The 23,635-nt window shown below is 67.1% G+C and carries 18 protein-coding genes; 11 read left to right on the top strand and 7 right to left on the bottom strand.

The genetic code is table 11. The features are described from left to right. Position 1 precedes the first annotated feature (1 nt). The 11 genes from DFW101_RS01870 (at position 2) to eboE (ending at position 12,002) form a co-directional block, all read left to right on the top strand. Positions 2-976, top strand: a complete 975-nt coding sequence (locus DFW101_RS01870; protein WP_009179840.1) for an alpha-E domain-containing protein — start codon at positions 2-4, stop codon at positions 974-976. A gap of 13 nt (positions 977-989) precedes the next feature. Next, the gene (locus DFW101_RS01875; RefSeq protein WP_009179841.1) at positions 990-1,757 is read left to right on the top strand and encodes a proteasome-type protease; all 768 of its coding nucleotides are present in this window, start codon (positions 990-992) and stop codon (positions 1,755-1,757) included. Positions 1,758-1,760: 3 nt separating this feature from the next. Beyond that, positions 1,761-2,606, top strand: coding sequence for a transglutaminase family protein (locus DFW101_RS01880; protein WP_009179842.1), 846 nt, complete (start codon positions 1,761-1,763; stop codon positions 2,604-2,606). A gap of 81 nt (positions 2,607-2,687) precedes the next feature. Continuing rightward, positions 2,688-5,897 carry a transporter substrate-binding domain-containing protein gene (locus DFW101_RS01885; RefSeq protein ID WP_009179843.1) on the top strand — a complete coding sequence of 1,070 codons (3,210 nt, stop codon included), beginning with the start codon at positions 2,688-2,690 and terminating at the stop codon, positions 5,895-5,897. After that, positions 5,894-6,415 carry a chemotaxis protein CheX gene (locus DFW101_RS01890; protein WP_009179844.1) on the top strand — a complete coding sequence of 174 codons (522 nt, stop codon included), beginning with the start codon at positions 5,894-5,896 and terminating at the stop codon, positions 6,413-6,415. The genes DFW101_RS01885 and DFW101_RS01890 overlap by 4 nt, the downstream gene beginning before the upstream one ends. A 3-nt stretch (positions 6,416-6,418) precedes the next feature. Beyond that, complete coding sequence (locus tag DFW101_RS01895; RefSeq protein WP_009179845.1) at positions 6,419-6,796, top strand: response regulator; 378 nt, start codon at positions 6,419-6,421, stop codon at positions 6,794-6,796. An 8-nt stretch (positions 6,797-6,804) separates the two neighbouring features. Next, positions 6,805-7,944 (top strand): PAS domain-containing sensor histidine kinase, encoded by a 1,140-nt coding sequence (locus DFW101_RS01900; protein ID WP_232286127.1) that lies wholly within the window; start codon positions 6,805-6,807, stop codon positions 7,942-7,944. Continuing rightward, positions 7,941-8,840 carry a sensor domain-containing diguanylate cyclase gene (locus tag DFW101_RS01905; protein ID WP_009179847.1) on the top strand — a complete coding sequence of 300 codons (900 nt, stop codon included), beginning with the start codon at positions 7,941-7,943 and terminating at the stop codon, positions 8,838-8,840. The genes DFW101_RS01900 and DFW101_RS01905 overlap by 4 nt, the downstream gene beginning before the upstream one ends. Before the next feature lie 118 nt (positions 8,841-8,958). Continuing rightward, on the top strand, positions 8,959-9,540 hold the full coding sequence (locus DFW101_RS01910; RefSeq protein WP_268743551.1) for an acetate uptake transporter: 582 nt from the start codon (positions 8,959-8,961) through the stop codon (positions 9,538-9,540). Positions 9,541-9,663: 123 nt separating this feature from the next. Then, positions 9,664-10,830, top strand: a complete 1,167-nt coding sequence (locus DFW101_RS01915) for a 3-dehydroquinate synthase (RefSeq protein WP_009179849.1) — start codon at positions 9,664-9,666, stop codon at positions 10,828-10,830. A 68-nt stretch (positions 10,831-10,898) separates the two neighbouring features. Next, positions 10,899-12,002 carry a metabolite traffic protein EboE gene (gene eboE, locus DFW101_RS01920; RefSeq protein ID WP_009179850.1) on the top strand — a complete coding sequence of 368 codons (1,104 nt, stop codon included), beginning with the start codon at positions 10,899-10,901 and terminating at the stop codon, positions 12,000-12,002. 264 nt (positions 12,003-12,266) lie between these two features. Here eboE and DFW101_RS01925 read toward each other — a convergent pair whose 3' ends face one another. The 7 genes from DFW101_RS01925 to feoB all read right to left on the bottom strand — a co-directional run bounded on the left by DFW101_RS01925 (position 12,267) and on the right by feoB (position 23,601). Beyond that, positions 12,267-13,502 carry an ISL3 family transposase gene (locus DFW101_RS01925; RefSeq protein WP_009179504.1) on the bottom strand — a complete coding sequence of 412 codons (1,236 nt, stop codon included), beginning with the start codon at positions 13,500-13,502 and terminating at the stop codon, positions 12,267-12,269. A 145-nt stretch (positions 13,503-13,647) separates the two neighbouring features. After that, positions 13,648-16,806, bottom strand: coding sequence for an efflux RND transporter permease subunit (locus tag DFW101_RS01930; RefSeq protein WP_009179851.1), 3,159 nt, complete (start codon positions 16,804-16,806; stop codon positions 13,648-13,650). Further along, entirely contained in the window at positions 16,803-18,062 is a 1,260-nt protein-coding gene (locus DFW101_RS01935; RefSeq protein WP_009179852.1) for an efflux RND transporter periplasmic adaptor subunit, read from the bottom strand. The genes DFW101_RS01930 and DFW101_RS01935 overlap by 4 nt, the downstream gene beginning before the upstream one ends. A 66-nt stretch (positions 18,063-18,128) precedes the next feature. Then, complete coding sequence (locus DFW101_RS01940; RefSeq protein WP_009179853.1) at positions 18,129-19,130, bottom strand: sialate O-acetylesterase; 1,002 nt, start codon at positions 19,128-19,130, stop codon at positions 18,129-18,131. After that, on the bottom strand, positions 19,114-19,707 hold the full coding sequence (locus DFW101_RS01945) for a TetR/AcrR family transcriptional regulator (protein WP_009179854.1): 594 nt from the start codon (positions 19,705-19,707) through the stop codon (positions 19,114-19,116). The genes DFW101_RS01940 and DFW101_RS01945 overlap by 17 nt, the downstream gene beginning before the upstream one ends. A 179-nt stretch (positions 19,708-19,886) precedes the next feature. After that, positions 19,887-21,320 (bottom strand): outer membrane homotrimeric porin, encoded by a 1,434-nt coding sequence (locus DFW101_RS01950; RefSeq protein WP_009179855.1) that lies wholly within the window; start codon positions 21,318-21,320, stop codon positions 19,887-19,889. A 94-nt stretch (positions 21,321-21,414) separates the two neighbouring features. Then, positions 21,415-23,601 carry a ferrous iron transport protein B gene (gene feoB / locus DFW101_RS01955; protein WP_009179856.1) on the bottom strand — a complete coding sequence of 729 codons (2,187 nt, stop codon included), beginning with the start codon at positions 23,599-23,601 and terminating at the stop codon, positions 21,415-21,417. Between the last annotated feature and the right edge of the window lie 34 nt (positions 23,602-23,635).

Genomic DNA, 23,635 nt, shown 5'->3' on the forward strand with positions numbered 1-23,635 from the left:
CATGCTCAGTCGCGTGGCCGACGCCATCTACTGGATGAGCCGCTATCTCGAACGGGCCGAGAATATCGCCCGTTTCCTCGACGTCAACTGGCACCTCACCCTGGACACGCCCGGGCAGATGACCGAGCAATGGCTGCCGCTGGTGCGGGCCATGGGCGAGTTCGACCGGTTCACCGAGCGGGGGCTCGGCCACGACCGCACGAGCGTCATCCGCTTCCTGGCCTTTGACGCGGCCTCGCCCAACTCCATCGTGTCCTGCCTGTCCCACGCCCGGGACAACGCCCGCACCATCCGCGAGATCATCCCCTCCGAGATGTGGGAGCAGATCAACACGTTTTACCATCTGGTGCGCGAGGCGGCCCGCAACGGCGAGGAGGTCCTTCGAAACCCCTACCGCTTCTGCGACGAGGTCAAGCGCCGCGACCTGACCATAAGCGGCATTGCCGGCGACGCCATGTCCCACGACGAGGCCTGGGATTTTTTCCGTCTCGGCCGGCTGCTCGAACGGGCGGACAAGACCTCGCGCATCCTGGACGTCAAATACTTCATCCTCCTGCCCCATCCGGCGGATGTGGGCACCAACCTCGACTACGTGCAGTGGGCGGCCCTTTTAAAGGCCATAAGCGCCCTGGAGGCCTACCGCCGCCGCCACGGCCGCATCCAGCCCGACCGCATCGTCGAGTTCCTGCTCCTGGACCACGACTTTCCCCGGTCCGTGTTGTGCTGCCTGACCAAGGCCAAGGAGTGCCTGCACGCCATCACCGGCACGACCATGGGGTATTTCTCCAATCCGGCGGAAAAGCGCCTGGGGCATCTCTGCGGCGACCTGGCCTACAGCGGCGTGGACGAGATTTTCGCCCTGGGGCTCCACGAATTCACGGACACGTTGCAGACGCGCATGAACCTGGTGGACGAGGCCGTGTTCGCCACGTTTTTCTCAACCTTTCCGGCTATTGACGCCGCCAGCCAACAGTGAGAAACTTGACGCCATGACATTTTGCCTGGGCATCACGGTCGAGGAAGGACTGGTCGGCATCGCCGACACCCGCATCACCTCCGGCAACGAACTGACCAGCGCCCAGAAGGTGACCACCTACCAGAACGGCAACGGCGCCTTTTTTCTCATGACCTCGGGCCTGCGTTCGGTGCGCGACAAGACGCTCACCTATTTCGACGAGACCCTGGAGGTCCGCTCCGAGCCCTTTGACAAGCTCTACAAGGCTGTCAACGCCTTTGCCGCCGAACTGCGGCGTGTGGGAACCGAGGACAAGGCCTTCCTGGCCGACTCCGGGCTGCGCTTCGACCTGTGCGCCCTGATCGGCGGCCAGTTGACGGGCGACCGCTCCCACAAGCTCTTTCTGGTCTATCCCGAAGGCAACTGGGTGGAGATCACCCCGGGTACGCCGTACCACATCATCGGTGAGGGCGGGTACGGCAAGCCGGTCCTCGACCGGACGCTCAAGTACTCCGATTCCCTGCGCATGGCCCTCAAAGTCGGCTGCCTGGCCTTCGATTCCACCCGCATCAGCGCCTCGGACGTGGATTTTCCCATCGACGTGGTCCTCTACCACAAGGGCTGCCTCGATCTCGTCCAGCACCGCTACGAGAAGGAGGATCTGGCCGAGATTTCCTCCTGGTGGCAGGAGCACCTGCGCGGCCTCGTCCACGACCTGCCCTCGGAGTGGATCGACAACGTGGCCTCCAAGCTGACCAAGGTCTCCCACCGGGCTGCCTGCGATCCCCTGCCCCCGAAGTAGCCCGTGCAGTATCGTCTCACGCACCGCACCGCCTACGCCTTCGACCGTCCCGTGTTCCTCGAGCCCCACCACATCCGGCTCGTGCCGCGCGGCGACGGGTCCCAGCGTCTCCACGCCCTGGACGTGGCCATCGAGCCCGAGCCGGCCGGCCGGTCGCTTCTGACCGATCTCCACGGCAACACCGTGGTCGCGGCCTGGTTTGGGGGGCTGGCCGACCGGCTGGTGGTGACGACCACGGCGCGCGGCGAGACGCTGCGGCCAAACCCTTTTGATTATCTTCCCGACCAGGGCGCCGATGTCCTGCCCGTGCCGTTGTCCAAGGCGGCGGCCGCCTCGGCCGCGCCCTGCCTGGCCCCGGTCCGGGCCCCGCACGGCGAAGCCGCCGCCCTGGCCGACCGGCTGGTCCGGGACGGGGCGAGAGGGCCCCAGGCCTTTGCCCAGGCGCTTCTTGGCTGGATGGCCGGCCGGCTGGCCACGGTCGCGCGTCCGGAGCCCGGCCTTCTTTCCCCGGACGCGGTCCTGGCGCGCGGGCAGGGGGCCTGCCGCGATCTGGCGGTCTTTTTCCTGGCCGCCTGCCGGCGCGTCGGCCTGCCGGCCCGGTTCGTCAGCGGCTATCATGAAGGCGAGCCGGAAAGCGGGGAGAGGGACCTGCACGCCTGGGCCGAGGCGTATCTCCCGGGCGGCGGCTGGCGCGGCTTCGATCCGTCGCTCGGCCTGGCCGTGGCCGACCGCCATGTGGCCGTGGCCGCGGCCCCGGACCCCGAGGACGCGGCGCCGGTTGTGGGCGCGTTTCGCGGGGAGGGGAACATGGTCGGTCTTACCCACGCCATATGCCTGGAGATGTCCTGACCGGCCGGCCGGGGCGTCTTTTTTTTGTTGGGAATCGGAACCCGTTGGGCTATCGTCCCGCCAGACGACAAGCGGTACCCTATGAAGCTCTTTACGCGTCTCTTCCGTGCGTTTTTCCGGCACGCTTTTTTTTGCGTCGTCCTGTCGGCGCTGCTGTGTGTTGTTTCCGCCTCCCGGACCGTGGCCGCCGCCCTCGATCTCACACCCGAGGAAAAGGCCTTTGTCGCAGCCCATCCGGTCGTGACCATAAGCGACGTGGACTGGCAGCCGCTGTCCATCGTGGCCGACGGCCGGCAGCAGGGGCTTTTCCACGACTATTACGCGCTCATCGCCGAGCGCACGGGCCTGGCTTTTCGCTTTGTCCCCCTGGGCGACGGCCTGGACTTCCAGGTCGTGCTCGACGCCCTGCGCGACAAGCGCATCGACCTGATCGACGGCACGGGCAAGACCGCCGACCGGGCCGCCTACGCCCTTTTCGCCGGTCCGTTTTTCCGTTTTCCCCTGGCCGTGGCCTCGCGCGACGACGGGGTGGCCTATTCCCTCGAAACCCTGGCCGGCAAGAACGTGGCCGTGGCCCGGGGCTCGACCGCCGAGGAGTACCTGCGGGAGCGCGCCCCGGGCCTGTCCCTGGTCGAGACGCCCGATCCCGTGGCCGGACTGACCCTGGTCGCCACCCACAAGGCCGAGGCGGCCGTGGAGAACATGGCCGTCGCCGCCTACGCCATACGCAAGGCGGGGCTTGCCAACGTCAAGATTTCCGGCGTCCTCGACTACCAGTTCGAGATCTTTTCCCTGGTCCGGACCGACTGGCCGCTTCTGGCCTCCATTCTCCAGAAGGCCCACGACTCCGTGACCGAAGGGGAGAAGGCGGTCCTGCTCGCCAAGTGGCTGCCGGTCTACAAGGACGGCATGCAGGGCGGGGACCGGTCGGCCGAACAGGGGGAACGACGGGCCCCCGGACCCTCCATTGCCCTGACCGACCGGGAGCGGGAGTACCTGTCCCGGAAAAAAGCCCTGGCCTACTGCGTGGACCCGGACTGGGCCCCGATCGAGCGCATCGACGAGAACGGCCGCCATATCGGCATTTCCGCGGATTTCCTGTCCCTTATGGGCGAGCGGCTGGGCGTGCCCGTGGTGCTCGTGCCGACGAGTTCCTGGAGCCAGTCCCTGGCCGCGGTCAAGAACAGGCGCTGCGACTTCCTGCCCGCCGCCGGCGAGACCAAAGACCGCCGCCGCTTTCTGCTGTTCTCCTCGCCCTACCTGCGTTTCCCCATGGTCGTGGCCACCCAGGCCAAGGCCCCGTTCGTCAACGATCCGGCCGACCTGGCCGGCAAGACCCTCGGCGTGGTCAATGGCTACGCCAGTCTCGACATCCTGCGGGCCAAATACGCGGACATCCGCCTCATGGAAGTGGCCAGCGTGTCCGAAGGGCTGCGGCTCGTGGCCGAGGGCAAGCTCTTCGGCTATATCGACACCGTCCCGGCCATCAGCCAGGCCATGGCCAAGGACCACTTCAGCGACCTCAAGATCGCCGGCCGCCTCGACGCCCATCTGGATCTGGCCGTGGCCAGCCGCGACGACGAGCCGGAGCTGGCCTCGCTGTTCCAAAAAGCGGTCAATTCCCTGACCACCGAGGAATCCGACGCCATCATCAAGAAGTGGGTGGCCGTCACCTTCGAACAAAAGTTCGACTACGCCCTGCTGTGGAAGGTCCTGGCCGGGGCCGCCGTGGTCATGGCCGTGGTGGTCTGGTGGAACCGCAAGCTTTCCCGCCTCAATCGGGCCCTGCGCCAGGCCCACGAGGCCCTGGACGCCACCAACCGGCGCCTGGCCGCGCTCCTCGACAACGCCGGCCAGGGCTTTTTGTCCGTCGGCCCGGACGGCCTGGTGGAACCCCAGTACAGCCAGGAGTGCCGCCACCTCTTCGGCGGGGACATCGAGGGGAAAGACGTGGCCGGGCTCCTTTTCCCGGACGACCCGGCGGCCGGCGAAACCATGGCCGGCAACGTCCGCCGCGTCCTCGACGAGCCGGACGCCTACCGCCGCTCCCTCTACCTTTCCCTCATGCCGGCCCGGGTCGTGCGGGCCGGGGCCAGCCTGCGGCTGGCCTACCGTCCCCTGGAGGACGGCCGGCTCATGTTCGTCATTACCGACGTCACCGGCGAGGTCCGTCTGAAGGACGCCGTGGCCAGGGAGCGCAACCGGCTTGCCTGCGTGGTGGCGGTGGTGCGCGAGCAGCGGGACTTTTTCACGGTCCTCGACGCCTTTGCCGCCTTCCGCCGGGACGGTGCCGCCGGGGCCGCCGACACCCCGGACGGGCGGGCGGCCCTGGACGTCGTCTACCGGCAGGTCCACACCTTAAAGGGCCTCTTCCTCCAGCTCGAATGCGCCCACGTGGCCCGGGCCCTGGACGACATGGAAGGCCGGCTTGCCGCCCTGCGCCAGGCCGGAGGCGCGGACCGGGCCGGACTTGCGGCCGTTTTGGCCGACACGGCCGTGGACGCGGCCCTGTCCGAGGACCTGGACGTGGTGCGCGAGGCCCTGGGGCCGGAGTTTTTCACCCGGCGGGGCGAAGTCTGCCTTGGCGGCGAACTGGCCGACGCCCTGTCCAGGCTGGCGGAAAAGCTTCTGGCCCGGCGTGGCGAGGATGGCTTTTCGCCGGCGGACGTGGCGGTCCTGGAAGCGGCCCGGGCCCTGCGGTTCGTGGATCTCAAAAAGCTTTTGTCCGCCTATCCCCGGACGGCCGGCCGCCTGGCCGCGGCCAGGGGGAAGTCGCTTGTTCCCTTTGACGTGGAAGGCGACAGCCTCCCGGTCGATCCGGCCCGGTTCGGGCCCCTGGCCAAAAGCCTCGTCCACGTCTTTCGAAACGCCGTGGACCATGGCCTCGAAACACCGGCCGAACGGACCGCGGCCGGCAAGGATCCGGCCGGCCGCATCGCCTGCCGTGTGGCGGCCGAGGACGGCCGGGTCCGGATCGAAGTGGCCGAGGATGGCCGGGGCGTGGACATCGGGTCGGTCCGGACCCGCGCCTTCGAGCTGGGCCTTGGCGGGGCGGAGGAACTGGCGGCCATGGACGACGCCGCCATCCTGGATCTCGTTTTCCGCGACGGCTTCACCTCGCGGCGGGTGGCCGGGGAACTTTCCGGCCGGGGCGTGGGCCTGTCCGCGGTCCGGGCCGAGGCCGAGCGCCTGGGCGGCCGGGTCTTTTTGGAAAACCGTCCGGGCCGGGGCACGCGGCTTGTGGTGGACGTGCCCCTGGACCGGCCAGACGCTTCGTTGGAGAACGTATGATCGAACACCTGGACGTCAACGCGTTCCTGGACGCCCTGAACCGCAGGACCGAGGCCTTTTTCCGGGAAGAGCTCGGCATCGGCATCACCAGCCGGTCTTTCCAGATCGACGACGTGCAAAAGCTCGATCTCAAGCACCTGACGGCCATCATGAGCGCCACGGGCGCCCTCAAGCTCTACCTGGCCTACAGCTTCGAGGCCGCGCTCATCGACGCGGCCTTCACCGCCTATACCGCCGACCTCGACATCGATCCCGGGGAACGCGACGACGCCATCCAGGAAACGGCCGGCGACATCATCAACATCATCGTCGGCAACGCCCTGGCCGACATCGCCGCCAAAGGCCCGGCCATCGCCCTGTCTCCGCCCATCATCCTGACCGAGGCCAAGTCGGTCATGCGCCACCGGGGGGCGAAATTCGCCTCGGCCGAGCTGGCCACGGCCGCGGGCAACCTGAGCATCCACCTGATCGGACCGGGCGAACTGTTTAACGACTCCCTTGAGTATGTGAAGGAGTAGGGCATGAGAGCGCTTCGCATCATGATGGTGGACGACTCGGGCCTCACCGTGAAGAAAATGGCCAAGCTGCTGGAAGAACTGGGCCATGAGGTGGCGGGTACGGCCACGACCGGCTGGGAGGCCGTGGACGCCTACGCCGCCGTCGCCCCGGATATGGTCACCATGGACATCACCATGCCCGACATGAACGGCATCGAGGCCACGCGCCTGATCATGGCCGCCGATCCGGCCGCCCGCATCGTCATCGTCACCTCCCACGGCCAGGAGCAGATGGTCATGGACGCCATCGAGGCCGGGGCCAAGGGCTATGTGCTCAAACCCGTCAAAAAGGAAAAACTGGCCGAAACCCTGGAAACCGTGGCGGCCAAGTATCTGCCATGAATGCTTCCATGCTCGAAAGCGCCCTGCTCCAGACGCACTTCGACGTCATCCCCTTCGGCATCTATGTCGTGGATGTGGCGACCTACGAGTTGGTGTTCGTCAACAAGCACTTTCGCGACGCCCTGGGGGCCGGCCTTGGCCGCAAGTGCCACGAGGTCCTCTACGAGAGCGACGCGCCGTGCCTCAACTGCCGCATCCCCGAGCTCCTGACCCCGGCTGGCATGCCAAACGGCGTCACCGTGGTCTACGACCACTATAACGAACGCGACGAGCGCTGGGCCCAGATGCAGGAAAAGACCATGGGCTGGCCCGACGGCCGGGTGGTCAAGTATTCCATCGCGGTCGACATCTCCGAACTCAAGGAGACGCAAAACAGCCTGGCCGAGGCCCACGCCGAGCTGGCCATCCGCAACCGGGAGCTGATGGCCCAAAACCGCATCCTCCAGGAAAATATCGAGCTTCGCGAACACGTGGAGCGCATCGCCCGCCATGACCTGAAGGCCCCGCTCTCGGCCCTGATCGGCCTGCCCCAGGTCCTGCTCGACAATTACGATCTGCCCGACGCGGCTGCGGACGCGGTGCGCCTGATCGAACAGGCCGGCCACTCCATGCTCGAAATGCTGAACCAATCCCTGGTCCTTTTCCGCCTGGAAACCGGCGCCTACGTCCTTTCGCCCACAGCCGTCGATCTGGCCGACCTGGCCCGGCGCACGGCCGCGCGGATGGCCACCATGCCCGTGGCCCGGGGCCGGAAGATCCGCGTCAGCCTGGCCGGCCGGCCCCTGGCCCCGGGAGAGCGGCTCGATTATTCCGGCGATGTCCTGCTCCTTGGCCCCATGCTCCAGAACCTGGTGGTCAACGGCCTCGAGGCCTCGCCCATGGGCGGCGAGGTGACGATCGACCTGGTGCGCGACCGGGACCGGGTGCTCGTGGCCGTCACCAACCAGGGCGAGGTGCCGGAACCGATCCGGTGCCGGATGTTCGCGAAATACGTCACCATGGGCAAGCGGGGCGGCACCGGCCTCGGGGCCTATTCCGCGGCCCTGGCGGCCCGGGCCCATGGCGGCCAAATCGAGCTCGACGCCGCCACTCCCGGTTGGACCACGGTGGCCGTCATCCTGCCGTCCGCTCCCGGTGTCGCCCCATGATGGAAAACGCCCTGTTCGAGAGCCACTTCGATCTCATCCCCTTTGGCATCTACGTGGTCGAAGCGGCCAGCTACACGTTTGTCTACAGCAACAAGGCCTTTATCGGACGGTTCGGCGACAACGCCGGCCGCACCTGCCACAAGGTGCTCTACGAGCGCGACACCCCGTGCCTCAACTGCCGCATGGCCGAATTGCTGACCGAAACGGGCCTGCCCAACGGCGAAACACTTGTTTTCGAACATTTCAACGAAGTGGACGACCGGTGGTACCAGATGCAGGTTCGGACCATGACCTGGCCCGACGGCCGGGTGGTCAAGTATTCCATCGCGGTCGACATCTCCGAACTCAAGGAGACCCAGAACCGTCTGGCCGAGGCCCACGCCGAGCTGGCGCTCACAAACCGCGAACTCGTCCGGCTTTCGACCACGGACATGTTGACGGGCCTGGCCAACCGGCAGCGCGTGGACGCGCTGCTCGGCCAGGGGCTTTGCGCCATGGCCGAGGCGGGAACGCCGCTTAGCCTCGTCATGCTCGACATCGACCATTTCAAGCTCGTAAACGACCGCCACGGGCATCAGCGGGGCGACGAGGTCCTTCGCGCCGTCGCCGGCCGGCTGCGCGGGGCCGTGCCGCCGGAGTTCGCCGTCGGGCGGTGGGGCGGCGAGGAGTTCCTGGTCCTTTGCCCGGGCATGCGCCTCGCCGACGCCTATCTCCTGGCCGAGACCCTGCGGCAGGCCGTCTCCGCTCCGGACACGTCCGGCCCGGGCCGGCTCACCTGCAGTTTCGGCGTGGTCGAGGCCCGGTCCGGCGAGGACGGCGTGGGCCTGCTCGCCCGGGCCGACCAGGCCCTCTACGCGGCCAAGGGACTCGGCCGCGACCGGGTGGAGACGGCCTGACCCCGGAGTTGGGCCCGCGCCCGCCGATCTCCTGTCAAGTCTTTACAGGTCCCTCCAAAGCCTCTACCGCCCATCACACACGGCCGATGCGGACAGCGGCGGGTTCGCCCGGCTTCACATCCGATCACCTTCAAGGAGGCGCATCATGGAGGCGAAACTGGCCAATCCGGCACCGCTCGGGCTCATGGGCTTCGGCATGACCACCATCCTGCTCAACATCCACAACGCCGGGTTTTTCCCCATCGGCTCCATGGTCCTGGCCATGGGCATCTTCTACGGCGGCCTGGCCCAGGTGCTGGCCGGGTTCCTGGAATTCAAAAAGGGCAACACGTTTGGCCTGACCGCCTTTGCCAGCTACGGCTTTTTCTGGCTGACCCTGGTCGGGCTCATCGTCTTGCCCAAGATGGGGCTGGCCGAGCCCACGCCCGAGGCCTTTATGGGCTGGTATCTCTTTTTGTGGGGCCTTTTTACCTTTTTCATGTTTCTCGGCACTCTTGGCGCCAACTTTGTCCTCAAGTTCGTTTTCGGGTCCCTGACCGTGCTCTTTTTCCTGCTGGCCGCCCGGGACTGGCTGGAATCCGCGGCCATCGGCCGGCTGGCCGGGTACGAGGGCATCCTGTGCGGCGCCAGCGCCTGCTATCTGGCCATGGCCGAGGTCATAAACGAAAAGTACGGCCGGGCCATCCTGCCGGTGGGCTGACCCGGCCGGCAGGGCCGGCGTGACTGGCCGGCCCTGCCGCCTGATTTTTTCCGTCACCGCCCTGGAAAAAGCCGGGGGAAGCGGGTAGTGTTTTCGAATCTGTTCGGTAGGGATCGAGGTTTCATGACGCAAACGACGTTCCAGCACATCACCGTGGCGTTCGATTTCCCGGTCGTCTTCACCCGCCGGGCCTTTGATCCCGGCAATCCGGCCCTGGCCGGGATCCTGGGCCGGGCCGGGGCCGGCCCCCACCGCCTGGGCGTGGTGGTCGACGGCGGCCTGGCCGCGGCCGATCCGGGCCTCCCAAGCCGCTTGGAAGCCTATGTGGCCGCCCATGCCGACAGGGCCGTCCTGGCCGCCCCGCCCGTGGTCGTTGCCGGCGGCGAGCGGGCCAAGGCGGATTTCGCGGTCCTCGAGGCCGTGTGGAAACTGACGGTGGAGGCCGGGCTTTGCCGCCAGTCCTTCATCGTGGCCATCGGCGGCGGGGCGGTCCTGGACGCGGTCGGCTTCGCCGCGGCCACGGCCCACCGGGGCGTGCGCCTCGTGCGCATGCCTTCCACCGCCCTGGCCCAGAACGATGCCGGCGTGGGTGTCAAAAACAGCATCAACGCCTTTGGCCGCAAAAACTATCTCGGCACCTTCGCCCCGCCCTATGCCGTCTTAAACGACCAGGCCCTGCTCGAGACCCTGCCGCCCCGCGAGGCCCGGGCCGGCCTGGCCGAAGCGGTCAAGGTGGCTCTCGTGCGCGACGCGGCCTTTTTTTCCTGGCTCAAGGAAAACGCCCCGCGTCTGGCCGCGCTCGAGCCCGAAGTCCTCGACGAGGCCAACAGGCGTTGCGCCGTGGCCCATTTGCAGCATATCGCCGGCGGCGGCGACCCCTTTGAGCTCGGTTCGGCCCGGCCGCTGGATTTCGGCCATTGGGCCGCCCATGCCCTGGAAGAGGCGACGGGCGGGGAGTTGCGCCACGGCGAGGCCGTGGCCGTCGGCGTGGCCCTCGACACCGTCTATTCCCGGATGATCGGCCTGATCGGCCCGGCCGAGGCCGAGGCCGTGCTCAGGCTGCTTGTGGACATCGGCCTGGACGTCTGGCATCCGGCCCTGGCGGCCCTCGACATGGCCGCCTCGGTGGGCGCCTTTCGCGAACACCTGGGCGGCCGGCTGCATCTGAGCATGCTTACCGGCCTTGGCAGCCGCATCGAGGTCCACGAGGTCGATTTCGCCCGCATGGCCGCGGCCAGGGACGAGATACGGGCCAGGGCTTCCGTTTCCGGGTCCCGCCGGGAGGGCTGATTCCCCGGCGCCTTCCGGCCTGGAAAGAGGCGGGAACGGACGCATCCCAGGCGCAGGAGCGTTTTCCCATGCATCCGATCACCTACTGCACCAACATCCATCCCGGCGAGACCCTGGCCGAGATCCGGGCCGGGCTCGACCGCCACGGCCTCGCGGTCAAGGCGGCGCTGTCGCCGGACGCGGCCTTTCCGCTCGGGTTGCGGCTGTCCGGCCGGGCCAGCCTGGAGTTGGCCCAGCCGGGCGCGGCCGAGGCCTTCGGCGGCTGGCTGCGGGAGCGGGGCCTGTACGCCGTGACCGTAAACGGCTTTCCCTACGGCCGCTTCCACGACACGCCGGTCAAGGAGAGCGTTTACCTCCCGGACTGGCGCGATCCCGAACGCCTGGCCTACACCCTGCGCTTGGCCCGGGTCCTGGCCTCCTGGCTGCCGGCCGGGGAGGCGGGCTCGATTTCCACGGTGCCCCTGGGGTTTCGTCGGGGCTTCCCGGAAGCGGACCTGCCGCTGGCCCTGGCCAACCTGCGGCGGGCCCTTGCGGCCTTGGCCGAACTGTACGACGCCACCGGCCGGCGCATCCGGCTGGCCGTGGAGGCCGAGCCCGGCTGCCTGGTCGAGACCACGGCCGAGATGGTCGGCCTGTTCGACCGGCTGGGAACCGGGCCGGAAGTCGAGGACCATCTGCGCGTCTGCTACGACTGCTGCCATCAGGCCCTGCAATACGAGGACCCGGCCGTCTCCCTGGACCTGCTGGCCCGGCACGGCATCCGGGTGGGCCATGTCCAGGTCTCTTCGGCCCTGCACCTGGAGGGCGGGGACCTCTCCAGGCTGGCCCGGTTCGCCGAGCCGGTCTACCTGCACCAGGCCGTGGCCCGGCGGCGGGACGGCACGCTTGCGCGCTTCGACGACCTGCCCGAGGCCCTGGCCGCGAGGCTTCCCGGCGTGGCCTCCTGGCGCGTCCACTTCCACCTGCCGGTCTTTGTGTCCCGCCTGCCGGAATGCGACACCACCCAGCCGTTTTTGGAAGAGATCCTGCCTCTTTTCCCGGACGATGCGCCTATGGAGGTGGAGACCTACACCTGGGGCGTGCTGCCGCCGGAGCTCAAAACAGCCGCGGTGGCCGATTCCATCTGCCGGGAGATCGCCTGGATCGACAAGGCCCGACGGGCCCGGTCCTGACCCCGGCCTGAGCCCGGACCGCCGCGCCTGACCAGGGAAGCCCGCAACGAGCTCCGCCATTTCCACGCCAGCCGGCCGCGGCTCGGGCCTGTCCTCCCAAGGCCGGACGAGGCTTCGTTTCCCCCTCCCTTCTTGCGCCGTTTTCCCGGGGCTGTTTCCTCGCCGAGCCATTCCCTGACGTCCAGTGCGTCAGGGGAGGCCTTGTGCCTGGGACAGAAACCTTCTCAAAAAAGGTCCTTCCGGATTTTCCGTGGGTACCCGGGTTCAGGCCTGTCTAGGATAGAGGTCCAGGCCGCCGCAGAAGAAGTAGATAGCGGTCTTGAAGTGCTCCCGATTGCGGTACCCGCACGCCCTGCGCTTGATGGCCATGATCTTGCTGTTGAGTCCCTCGGCCGCGCCGTTGGTGATCCGATGCCGGCAAAAGGTCAGGATGTTGTCCAGATGCCGAGAGAGCATCTCCCCGACCTTGCGCATCGGGGGCAAGTCTGACTTCCTCACCCAGGTCAGCCAGCGTTTCATGAACCGCTTTGCCCAGCCGACGCTGAGGTAGTTCCACAATCCGGCCAGGCTTTCTTTCATCGCCCAGGCCTTGGCCACCTTCAGGTTCGTGGCCTTCAGGGCTTCCAAGGTCGGTCGGTGCTTGTCCGGCAGATTCTCTTCCCGGTAAAGCCAGATGTACTTGGTGCCCTTGAGGCGTTCGTCTTCCTGGCGGAGCAGTTCGCGATGTTCCTGCCGGCGGACCTTGTCCACGGCCTGGCCCACGTGCTGCATGATGTGAAAGCGGTCATGGACGATCTTGTGCGCCGCATCGGGCACGTGCTTGATCGTGGCCTTGAAGTACGGTTCCCACATGTCCATGGCCACGGCCCGGATGCGCTCGAGTTGCTGCGCCGTGAACTGCCGGTAATAGTCCTCGAGGCTCTCGGTCTTGCGATCCTGGGCCACAAACTCCACTGTTCCGCCAAGCAGGTCGCAGACCACGGTCATGTAGTCGTGACCTTTGCGGAAGGCCTTCTCATCGATACCAAGATAGCGTGCGGGGGTGGTCTTCTTCCTGGTTTGCCCTCGCCGGACGGCTCGATCCATGACGTTCCAGGCCTCATCCCAGCTGATCCGCATGAGCCGGCAGGTGCCGGACACGGTGGCGCACTCGCGCAACACATCGATGATCAAGCGCTCCATGAGCAAGGTAAAACGCCCTTTAGCCTCGGCCCAAGGCACTCTCACCTGAAGCACGCCGTGCTCGGGGCACTCGACGCGCGGAATCCGGGCATGAAGGAAGGTCTTGAACTGGCAGGTGTCGAGGTGACGCCATACCCGAGGCTCGGCATGATCCCGACAAGCCAGTTCGCGACCACAGGTCGGACAGCGCCAGCGGACACCGGCAACATGATCAACATGGACGTCCACCCGGCCTCCCGCCGTGTCCAACTCGACGTCGGCAACAAACCACGGGTCACTCAGCCCCAGAATCCGAGAATACAGGTCCGTGTCCTTCATGGTCACCCTCCCGGGGCGGACCATATCCGGTCACCTACCCACGGAAAAGTCGGAAGGACCTCAAAAAAAGCCGCCCGGGCATCGCGGCCGACGAGGGGGGCGTCGGCCGCTTTGTCCGGGCGGGTGGGGGGGGAGGAGGATTCCCTTAGGCGGGCGGGCCGGCCGGGGCGTCAGGCGCGGCCGGGCCCGGCGTCTTGCGGCCGAGCAGGGCGCCAAGGCTCATGATCAGCTTGAAGAACACCGGGATGAAAAGCGGCGCGAGGAGCGTCGCCCCGAGCATGCCGCCGATGACGCCCGTGCCGATGGCGTGGCGGCTGTTGGCGCCGGCTCCGGTGGAGATGGCCAGCGGCAGGCAGCCCAGGATGAAGGCCAGGGAGGTCATGACGATAGGTCGGAAGCGGAGTTTGGCGGCGGAAAGGGCCGCATCGCTCAAGGTTTTGCCGGCCTGAACCTCGAGCACGGCGAATTCCACGATCAGGATCGCGTTTTTGGCGGCCAAGCCAATGAGCGTCACGAGCGCGATCTGGAAGTAGATGTCGTTGGAGAGCCCCCGGCCGAAGACCGCCGCAATGGCCCCGAAAAGGGCGAAGGGCACGGCCATGATGACGGCGAACGGCAGGGACCACCGTTCGTACTGGGCGGCCAGGATCAGGATGACCATGACGATGCCCATGCCGAAGACCAACATGGACGAACCCTGGGCCGCCTTTTCCTGATAGGCCGAGCCGGTCCAGGCCAGGGTGTAGTCGGAGGGCAGCACGCTTGCCGCCGCCTTGTCCATGGCGGCCAGGGCCTCGCTCGAGGTGTGGCCGTCGGCGGGCTGGCCCATGATCTTGGCCGCCGTGAAGACGTTGAAGCGTTCCATGACCTCGGGGCCGGTGGACTTCTCGATGGTGGCCAGGGCGGTCAGCGGGATCATTTCGCCCTTGCTCGAGCGCACGTAGACGTCGCGCAGGTCTTCCGGCCGGTCGCGGAAATCGGCATCGGACTGGATCTGGACCCGGAAGGTACGGCCGAATTTATTGAAGTCGTTGACGTAATACGAGCCGAAGGTGGCCTGCATGGCGTCGTAGACGTCGCTTATGGCCACCCCGAGGGCTTTGGCCTTTTGCCGGTCGAGATCCACACGCAACTGCGGCACGTTGGCCCCGAAGGTGGTGGCCACGCGCCCGAGGGCCGGATATTTTTTGGCCTCGGCCACGAGCTTTTCGGTCATGGTGGCCAGATCCTGGACGGAACCTTCGCCGCGGCTTTGCAGGTAGGCTTCGAAGCCGCCGGTGTTGGACATGCCGGTGATGGCCGGCGGATTGAAGGCCAGGGTCATGCTTTTGGGCAGGGACATGCCGCGTCCGAAGACGCGCTTGACGAAGTCGAACGAGCTTTCACCCGGTTTTCGACGTTCTTCCCAGGGCTTGAGCGGAATGAACAGTGTGCCGTAGTTGGAGCGGTAGGTGGAGGTCAGAAGGTCCAGGCCCGTGATGGTGATCTGGTGTTCGACCACGGGATCCTTGGCGTTTAAGGCGTCCATGGCGTCGTCGATGTGTTCGGTGGCCCGAAGCGACGTGCCGTCGGGCAGGATGTTGACCGCGATGATGTACCCTTGGTCCTCGTCCGGGACCAGACCGCCGGGGACGACGCGGAAAAGCGCCAGCGCCCCGGCGCAAAGGACTGCGAACAGCGTCAGGGCGATGACGACGTGGCGCAGGAGGAAGGACACGCTGGCTGTGTAGCCGTCCGTCACCTTGTCGAAAAGCCGGTTGAAGGCGCGGAAAAATCGGTTGGGTTCCCGATGGCCGGCTTTCAGCAGCGAGGCGCACAGAGCCGGGGTCAGGGTCAGGGCGACCAGGCCCGAGATGACCACGGACACGGCGATGGTGATGGCGAACTGCTTGTACATCTGGCCGGTCAGGCCCCCGAGAAAGGCCACCGGTACGAACACGGCGCAAAGGACCAGCACGATGGCGATGACAGGCCCCGTCACCTCCTCCATGGCCTTGGCCGTGGCCAACCGTGGCGAAAGGTGCTCGGCGGTCATGATACGCTCGACGTTTTCGAGCACCACGATGGCGTCGTCGACCACGATGCCGATGGCCAGCACCATGCCGAAAAGCGTCAGGGTGTTTATCGTGAAGCCAAGCGCGTACATGCCGGCGAAGGTGCCGATGATGGAGACCGGCACGGCCAGACAGGGGATGAGGGTGGCTCGGAAGTTTTGCAGGAAGAGAAACACCACCAGGAAGACCAGGATCATGGCCTCGACCAGGGTGTGGACGACCTCCTCGATGGAGACGCGCACGAAGGTGGTGGTGTCGAGCGGCACTTTATAGGCGATGCCCTCGGGAAAACGCTTGGACAGTTCCGCCAGCTTGGCCGTGACCAGGTCGGCCGTGGCCAGGGCGTTGGCTCCGGGGGACAGGTAGATGCCGATGTTGACAGCCGGGTTGCCGGTGATCTTGGAGACGGAATTGTAGTCCTTGGCCCCAAGTTCCACCCGGGCCACGTCCTTGACGCGCAGGACCGAGCCGTCGGGCTGGGCCTTCAGGATGATGTTCTCGAATTCTTCGGGCGTGAGCAGCCGGCCCTTGGTGGTGACCATGTAGTTGAGGGCCACCGGCTGGTCTGGATTGGTGGGTTCCGCGCCGATGCGGCCGGCCGCGAACTGGGCGTTTTGCTCCTGGATGGCGGTGGCCACGTCGCCCGGCGTGAGCTTGAGCTGGGCCAGCTTGTCGGGCCGCAGCCAGACCCGCATGGAATAGTCCTGGGCCCCGAAAATGGAGGCATCGCCGACGCCGGGCAGGCGTTTGAGCTCGTCGAGGACGTTCACCAGCACGTAGTTGCTGATGTAGACGGCGTCGTAGCGCTTGGTCGGGGACTCGAAGGTTACGACCTGGAGGATGTTGGAGGATTTCTTGCGCACGGTCACGCCCTGGCGCTGCACTTCCGTGGGCAGGGTGGTCAGGGCGGCCTGGACGCGGTTGTTGACGTTGATGGTGTTCTGGTCGGGATTCGTGCCCACGGCGAAGGTGACGGTCATGGACAGCGAGCCGTCGCCGGAGCTGGTCGAGCGCATGTAGAGCATGTTGTCGACGCCGTTTATCTGCTGCTCGAGGGGTGCGGCGACCGTGGCGGCGATGACCTCGGGGCTGGCCCCGGGGTAGGCGGTCGTGACGTTGACTTCCGGCGGAACGATGTCCGGATACTGGGCGATGGGCAGGCTTTTGATCGCTGCCAGTCCCGCCAGGATGATGACCAGCGAGATGACGATGGAAAAAACCGGGCGGCCCAGGAAGAAACGCGAGATCATGAACGGGGCTCCTTGGCGTCGGCGGCATCGGCCTTATTGGGGCCGGGGGCGCCGGCCGGAGCTGTTGACGCGGCAGCCGCCGGCGCGTCGTCGCGCACGCGCACGGTCATGCCCGGGCGGACCTTGATCACGCCTTCGGCCACGATGCGTTCGCCGTCGGACAGGCCGTTTTCCACCAGGAAGTCGTTGCCGACCGACTCTCCGATGGTCACGGGCCGGGGGGCGATCTGGTTTTTTTCATCGAGCACCCAGACCATGGCCCCCTGCTGGGTGTTCAAGACCGCGCCCTGGGGCACGGCCAGCACGTCTTTATAGCGCGCGCCTTCCAGGCGGACCCGCACGAACTGGCCGGGCAGGACCGAGGCGTCGGGGTTTTTGAATTCGGCCCGGACCCTGACCACGCCGGTGGTGGCGTCGACCTGGGTGTCGGTGAAGTTGATGCGGCCGGGCTCCCGGTATTCGCTGCCGTCGGGAAGGACCAGGCGGACCACGAAATCGCCGCTTTGGCCGATGACCACCCGCCCTTCGGACAGCTGTTTGCGCAGGTGGAGCATCTCCTGGCCGGACATGGAGAAGTTGACGTAGAGCGGATCGACCCGGGAGATGGTGGTGAGCAGGCTGCCGTCGGCCGCGGTGGTGACGAGGCTGCCCTCGGACCGGGTCTCCTTGCTGGTCATGCCCGAGATCGGGGCCGTGACCTTGGTCCACTCCAGGTTGAGCGAGGCCTCGCGGACCTTGCCCCGGGCCGTTTCCACGGCGGCCGTGGTGGATTCCAGGCTGGTCTTGGCGTCGTCGAAGTCCTTTTTGGCCACCACGTCGCCCTTGTACAGGGTCTCCATGCGGGCGGCGTCGCGCTTGGCCTGGGCCAGGGTGGCCTCGGCTTGGCCGAGCGCCCCCTTGGCCTGCTCCAGGGCGGCCTGGAACGGGGCGGGGTCGATTTCGAACATGAGATCGCCCTGGTGCACGGACCGGCCTTCCTCATAGGCCCGGCGCAGGAGGATGCCGCCGACCCTGGCCCGGACCTCGACTTCACGGGAGCCGGCCGTCTGGCCCATGAAGGCCATTCCCAGCGGGATATCGGCCCGGTGGACTTTGTGGGCCACGATTTCGAGCGGCGGCGGGGCGGTGGCGGCCGCCTCCTGGCCGGCGCTGTCCGTGGCGCAGCCGGAAAGGGCGGCGGCAAGGGCCAGGGACAGGGGAAGGCCGAGGGCGGCGAAGAGCCGGACGGCAAAGCGGGGCAGGGAATACGCGATCATGAAAAAACCTCCGGAAAAAAACCGGCCCCGGGAACGCACGGGGTCGGAAAGGGGCTTGGGGCTTACCTATTGGAGTGTTGGACCAGACGTTTCGCCGCGCACGAGAAGCGGCATCCAGGCGGCGGCGAAACGATCGGCCGCCCGGGCCGTGAAGTGGTAGCCGTCGTTGCGGTCGAACCACGGCACGAGGAGATCGGTGTTGGGACCGGAAAAGATCCGGGTTCCGGGATCGGCCGCCGCTGTCTGGGCCGCGACGATGGCCGGACACGACTTGTAGCAGACCGGGCTTTGCCGGTCCCCGCAGACCGGATCGAGGAACAGCGAGGCCCGCGACACGAAGATGTCGCAGTCTTCCCCGACCCGGCTCCGGACTTCGCCGAGCACATCCTGGAGCACGGACGCATATTCCTTGCCCGAAAGCCCGAGATAGCAGTCCGCCTCGCCCTGATGGAAAAAGACATGGGTCGGTGCCAGGCCGTTTTCCCGCAGCGCGCCGAGGGTCTCGACCAGGAGCGCGCGCAGGCCGCCTTTGGCTCCCCAGTTGAGGATGGAAGAGCCGCCCCGGGCGATATCCACGAACAGCACCGTGTCGTAGAGGCCCGAGGTCACGATTCGGTCGCCAAGGCGGCTCCAGGTGCTCCCGTTGGCGCTTGACGCTCCGGGCAGGGCATCGTGGACGCGTTTGCATTGCCCGTCGTGCCAGGCGTAGACCGCAAGCGTGGCATCGTAGCCCCGGTCCACGGTATTGGCGGCATTGGACTGGCCGAAAACCAGGGCGACCATGGTGCGCGGGCCGGCCAGGCCGGCGCAGTCCACGGCCGGTTCCCCGGGATCGCCTTCGTACACGGCCAGGTCTCCGTCGTTGGTGATGACGGGCATGTTGTTCCCGTGCCTGGCGTAGACGGCATCGAGTTCCCCGGCCCGGGCGGCCTCCCGGGCCAGCAGGCCGGCCGCGGCCACGAGCAGGGCCAACGCGGCCAGTCCGGCGGCGCCTCTGGCCAGCCGGGCCAGCCGGGGTGTAAACGGGCGTTCACCTGGGGGGGAAAAAAAATCAAACCTTGATGGCATGGATGAAAAGCTCCCAACTGGCGGCGATCTGACGGGGTATGTCGACTTCCTCGGGATTGCGGGCGCACATGAGGGCGGGCATGGCGATGAGGCCCAGGAAATGGACGAACAGTTCCTCGGCCCGGATGTCGGTACGGATTTCCCCTTGCTCCTGCCCCTGGACGAACAGCTCCATCAGGGTTTCGCGCATGAACTTGTGGTGCGCCAGCTTGAGGTCGAGAAGGCGTTTTTCCTCGAACCACAACACATCGGAGAGAAAGACGACCGGCAGGGCCCGGTATCGCGCCACGAGTTGCATGATGCTCCTGTAGAGGTGCTCGAGGGTGGCCAAGGGAGTGTGGCATTCGGCCTTGGCCCGGCGCACGTCGGCCAGGTGGATCTCGTGGTGTTCTTCGAGCACCGCGGCCAGGATGTCGCCTTTGTTCTTGTAGTGCCGGTACAGGGCGGCGGCGGAGATGCCGACCGCGTCGGCCACCCGGCGCACGGTCACGGCGCCGATGCCCCGCTCCACCACGATGGTGAGGGCGGCCTCGGCGATCTGCTCGCGGCGAAGGGGGGATTCCATGCGTTCGGCCATGCCGGCAAGTTAACATCTGTTTACGTGATGTCAAGAAGGAGGAAAGAGGAACCGGACTTTTGCGTCGGTCCGGCCAGGATGTCAATCCTGATGACCGGCCCTGGCGATACGGCCGCGCCGCCCCGGACGACCCGGCCGCGGCGGCTTGGGGTCGTCCGGGCGCGGCGCGCCGATTCGGGTCAGAAAGTGTAGAGGAAGCCGATGGAGCCCATCCAGGCGTCGCTGGCCTGGTTGGTCAGGCGGTGCCCCCAGATGCTGGTCTTGAGCCCCTGAGGCGAGGCGTAGCCGGTCTGCATGGTCAGGGACAGTTCTTGGGTGATGGCGTAGCTGTGGTCGAAGTTGACGCCGATCACCCATTCGCCCTGGGCCAGGTTCTTGCCCATGGCCAGGTATTCGCCGACCCCGCCGCTGGCGGCGACGGCCTTGCGCAGGCCGGCCGGACTGCTCGTGCCGGCGATGGCGGCCACGGTGAGCCGGCTTTTGAGGGCCTCGATGAAGCTTATATCACGAAGGGAGATGGCCAGACCCCAGGTGCCGGTGGGATCGATCCCCACGGTGTTGTTGGCGAACTCCTGGTCGCCGTCAAAGAGAAACGAGGTGCCCGGAGCCCATTTGGGGGTGATGACCGGCAGACGCTCGCTGCCGTTGGCGAGGCTCGCATCCTCGCCGCTGGCCAGCCAGCCGAAGACGCCGGGCAGGGCCCATTCGAGGCCGGTGTAGGTGACGCCGGCGTCGAGGAAGTAACCCCGGCGGCGGTTTCGCTCGCGGTCGGAAGAGGCCGCGTCGCCGTAGATGCCGTCGAAGTAGAACTTGAAGGGATCGAGGGCCGAGACGGTTATGGCCACGCCCGCCCACCACATGGCGTTCTGGTTGTCCTTCCAGCCATAGCCGCTCGGGTTCAGGTAGCTTGCGCCCGAGCGCAGGCCGGCGTCAAAGAGGCCTTCCGGATCGGCGCCCTTGCCGTAGACCCCGACCAGGCCCCAGGGCGTGGCCGAAAACCCCTCCACGGCCACGGGCAGGGCCAGTTGGTAAACGTCGAAGGCGTCCCCGATCTGGGTCGTGTCCGGCTGGTAGGTCCGGTTGGCGGCCAAGAGCCGGGCATAGGCCGCCTCGATGGCAAAGGCGTCCTCGACCACCGGGATTTTCACGTGCAGGGCCGCGCTCGACTGGTCGCCGTCGTCGGCGGCCAGGACGATGCTGTCATAGAAGACCTCGGTCTGGGGCACGGAGAAGGGCTGGTAGCCGGCCGTCACCTCGATGTCGGTGCCGGGCCATTTGAACTGGAGGTAGGCCAGGTACGGCTCGATGGCCACCTGGGGATTGGCGGCGGTCAGGTAGCCGTGGCCCCAGGCCTCGTCGTCGATGCGCATGCCGAAGCGGAACTTCAGGTTTTCGTTGGCCACGAAGTCGGTGCGCAGCCGCAGGCGCTGCCAGATGGTGGTGCGGTCCTCGGTCCGGGTGCCGGTTTCGTCCCAGCCGGTGAAGTTGCGGTTGGCGAAAAAGACCCCGTAGATGCGGGCGTCGCCGGCCATTTTCACTTCGGTGGCGGCCAGAGCCTGGGGCGCCGTCACGGCCACCAGGGCCAGGGCGAGCGCGAGAATCCGTAAACGCATGGTGAGTACTCCCTGAGACGTGAACGCGTGCGCATGGATCTTTGGTGACACGGGGAGTGGGTTTTTATGTCTTCAAGGCTCTCCTCCCTCCGATTTAGAGGTTCTTCCCCAACTGGTAAACGGCCACGGCCACCGCGAAGCCCAGCGCCGTGTTGGCGACCACCGCGAAGCCGGCCCAGAGCCAGGAAGCCTCCCGGGCCATGACCGCGACGGTCACGAAGCAGGGGGCGTAGAGGATGGTGAAGGCAAGGAGGGCCAGGGCGGTGGCCGGGGAAAAGGCCGGGTCGGCCCGGAGCTGTTCGGACAGGGCGTCCGGCGCTTCGGGCGAGACATCGCCCAGGGCGTAGGCCGTGGCCATGGTCGAAACCACCACTTCCTTGGCGGCCAGGCCCCCGATCAGGGCGATGTTGATCCGCCAGTCGAAGCCGGCCAGGCGGCTTACGCCCTCCAGGGCCACGCCCAGGCGTCCGGCCAGGGAATGGCGCAGGGCCTCCTCGGCCTCAAGGTTTCGAAGCGCGTCAGCCCGGGCCTCCAGGTCCTTGGCCGCGGCTTCGGTTGCGGGACCGGAGCCGAGCCCGGCCGCCTCCCGGGCCAGGGCGGCCCGCTCGGCTTCGAATCCGGCGGCCTGGTCGGCCGGCAGGCCCGGAAAGGTCATGGCCGCCCACATGATGATGGAGATGGCGAGAATGGTGGTGCCGGCCTTCTTGGCGTACTGCCAAGCCCGCTCGCCGGTGTGGATGGCAAGTCCCCGCAGGGTCGGCAGGCGGTAGGGCGGCAGTTCCATGAGAAAGGGCGTGGCCTCGCCCGGGATGACCGTCGACCGCCACAATCTGGCCACACACAGGGCCGCGGCCCAGGAAGCCAGCGTGATGGCGAACATGACCGTGCCCGGATGCCCGGGGAAAAAGGCGGCGATGAGAAGGAAAAAGACCGGGATCTTGGCCCCGCAGGCCATGAACGGGGCGCACAGGATGGTGGCCAGCCGCTCGCGCGGGCTTCGCAGCGTCCGGGCGGCCATGACCCCGGGCACGGCGCAGCCGCCCGGAATACCGCCCGAGATGATAAACGGCATGACCGAGGCCCCGTGCAGGCCGAAGGCCCGGAAGAGTCGGTCAAGCATGTAGGCCATGCGGGCCATGTAGCCGAGGTCCTCCAGGCACGAGAGCAGGAAGAACATGATGCAGATGAGCGGCACGAAGCCGAGGACCCCGCCGACTCCGGCGATGACCCCGGAGACGAGCAGCGACCGGAAAAGCCCGGGCGGCAGGGCGGCGGCGGCCTGGTCCCCGAAAAAGGCGAATCCGGCCTCCAGCCAGTCCATGGGATAGCGGCTGGCCAGAAAGGTCAGCTGGAACATGCCGAAGAGCACCGCCAGCATGATGGCCGGGCCAAGGACGGCGTGGGTCAGCACCCGGTCCACGGCGTCGGACAGAGCGACGCGGTCCGGGCTGCCGTTTCTCCTCAGCACCCCCCGGCGCAGGAGCGTGGCGATAAAGCCGTAGCGGTAGTCCGAGATGACGGCCTCGGCGTAGGTTCCGGTCGTCTCCCGGATGTGCCGGGCAAGGCGTCCGGCCAGGGCCTCGAGCGCGTCGGCGGTCGGGCCCGAGGCCCGGCCAAGGCCCATGACCTCCTCGTCGCCCTCGATATATTTGAGGGCCAGCCACCGGGCCGGAAACCGGTCGGTCAGGAAGCGGTCGGCTTCGATCCGGGCCTGCATGGCCAGGAGCGTGCGGTCCACGTCCGGCCCGTAGGAGAGGTGAAGCGGCTTCCAGCTTCCCCGGCGTTTTTCGGCAAAGGCCAGGGCCTCGCGCACAAGCTCGTCCTTGCCCTCGCCCCGCCGGGCCACGGTCTCGACCACGGGTACGCCAAGGAGGCGCGAGAGGCGCCCCGAATGGAGGACCATGCCCTTGCGCCGGGCCTCGTCCATCATGTTGACGGCAAGGACCAAGGGCACGCCGAGTTCCAGGAACTGCACGGCCAGATAGAGGCCCCGTTCCAGGGTGCCGGCGTCCAGGACGTCGATGACGCAGCTCGGCTTTTCCTCGACCAGAAAGGCCCGGGCCGCCCGCTCGTCGGCGGAATAGGCGGTCAGGGAATACATGCCCGGCAGGTCCACCACGGTCAGGTCCCGATTGCCGGCGTGACACCGGCCTTCGCGTTTTTCCACGGTCACGCCGGGATAGTTGGCCACGTGCTGCCGGGCCCCGGTCAGGGCGTTAAAGAGCGTGGTCTTGCCGCAGTTGGGGTTGCCGGCCAGGGCGAAGGTGAACGTCGGTGACATCGGGAATCCTTTGGGAGCCGTGGCTATTTGAAGC

It is taken from the genome of Solidesulfovibrio carbinoliphilus subsp. oakridgensis, assembly GCF_000177215.2.
Taxonomy (GTDB): domain Bacteria; phylum Desulfobacterota; class Desulfovibrionia; order Desulfovibrionales; family Desulfovibrionaceae; genus Solidesulfovibrio; species Solidesulfovibrio carbinoliphilus.